This is a genomic window from Neisseria sp. P0009.S007, assembly GCF_051962515.1.
Window position 1 is genome coordinate 1 of sequence record NZ_JBQCVF010000257.1, and the last position, 1818, is coordinate 1818.

Genomic DNA, 1818 nt, shown 5'->3' on the forward strand with positions numbered 1-1818 from the left:
GTCTCATTCAGACGGCCTTACCAATCAAGTTATATGGATACATTCTGAGACCTTTGCAAAATTCCCCAAAATCCCCTAAATTCCCACCAAGACATTTAGGGGATTTCTCATGGGCACCTTCTTCCAGCAAACCGCCCAAGCCATGATTGCCAAACACATCGACCGTTTCCCACTATTGAAATTGTATCAGGTGATTGATTGGCAACCTATCGAACAATATCTGAATCGTCAAAAAATCCGTTACCTTAGAGACCACCGCGGCCGTCCCGCCTATCCCCTGTTGTCCATGTTCAAAGCCGTCCTGCTCGGACAATGGCACAACCTCTCCGATCCCGAACTCGAACACAGCCTCATCACCCGCATCGATTTCAACCTGTTTTGCCGTTTTGACGAACTGAGCATTCCCGATTACAGCACCTTATGCCGCTACCGCAACTGGCTGGCGCAAGACGACACCCTGTCCGAATTGCTGGAACTGATTAACCGACAACTGACCGAAAAAAACCTAAAAGTAGAGAAAGCATCCGCTGCCGTCATTGATGCCACCATTATTCAGACCTCCGGCAGCAAACAGCGTCAGGCCATAGAAGTTGTAGAGTCAGGAGTGATTTGGAATAGAAACAGCCGAAAACCTGTGTTTGGATTTTTGCTGTTGGGGGAAGGACTTTTTTGCAAAGGTCTCGGCCTGAAGAAGTGGATATAAATGAAATCATCTTCCGCCCTACTCGCCAGGAAGTTTGATAACTGTTTGAAATAAAAAAGGTGAGCCAAAATGCTCACCTTCTAAACTAATATTTTGCAATTAACCGAATACTTTTTCTAAATGTGCTTGGTAGTCAGCTAAGTATTTTTCTACTTGTGGATTTTTAATCACATCGTTACATAAGAATGTTGGCAGACAGGTCAATCCGATGAATTCATTGAGTTTGTGGAAGTGCATATACAATACATTCACACCTTTACCTTCGAAGAAATCGCCTTCACGAGTAAACGCTTCAATCGGCGCATTCCAAGTAAGTGAAAGCATGTGTTTTTTGCCTTGTAACAAACCGCCTGTGCCGTAGCCTTCGGTTGGATTGACACGATGACGACCATCACTTTGATAAAGCTTGCCGTGTCCAGTGGTGAATACTTCGTCTATGTATTTTTTCACTGTCCAAGGTTCATGCATCCACCAACCTGGCATCTGCCAAATCACGGCATCCATCCACAAGAATTTTTCGATTTCTGCTTCAACATCGTAACCAGCATCAATCACGGTTTCTTGAACATTGTGTCCAAGTGCGGTCAAAACTTCTTTCGCTTTTTTGTGAAGTGTGTGGTTTAACTTACCATGCGAATGTCCGAAATTTTTACCGCCATCTAGTAATAAAATATTCATTTCACTCTCCTAAACCAGGCAATTCTAAAAAAGAGGGGCTGCTATTATGCCGCTTTGGCCTGTATTTTGAAAGTATGGCTGTCTGCACATCTTAAGCTATGCAACATAAAATCAGAATATCCCGTGAATTTTTCCGGTCAACTGTTTTACGAGGATTTGTTCATAGATAATTTGGACTTAGGCAGACTAAATGACCTAAAAGAAACAGCCAATAGAGAAAAGCCAAAATTTATTTCAACGAGAAACGTATCATTTTTCTGAATACACGGATTGAATAATTTATAAGGGAACTGATTACAAGATAGTTATTACCTATTGAAAGATTTTAACCATCATCAAATGGCATATTCCTATCTGAATATTAGTCCCCTTACTGACCCAACTACAAAGGCTGGGCCAAATCGTTTTCCGTGTTGTAGCTGATAAAATCCTGCTCA

The 1818-nt window shown here is 42.1% G+C and carries 1 protein-coding gene and 1 pseudogene; one reads left to right on the forward strand and one right to left on the reverse strand.

From position 1 onward, the window contains the following. Positions 1–109 precede the first annotated feature (109 nt). Positions 110–610: pseudogene (locus ACTHS3_RS12215) on the forward strand (transposase); the annotation flags it as partial. 192 nt (positions 611–802) lie between these two features. Here the strand turns inward: ACTHS3_RS12215 and ACTHS3_RS12220 are convergent. Beyond that, on the reverse strand, positions 803–1381 hold the full coding sequence (locus ACTHS3_RS12220) for an NAD(P)H-dependent oxidoreductase (protein WP_070734819.1): 579 nt from the start codon (positions 1379–1381) through the stop codon (positions 803–805). Positions 1382–1818: the final 437 nt, after the last annotated feature.

Excerpts from the sequence above, each read along its gene's own strand:
- ACTHS3_RS12220 (WP_070734819.1), bottom strand. The coding sequence starts at position 1,381 with ATGAATATTTTATTACTAGATGGCGGTAAAAATTTCGGACATTCGCAT.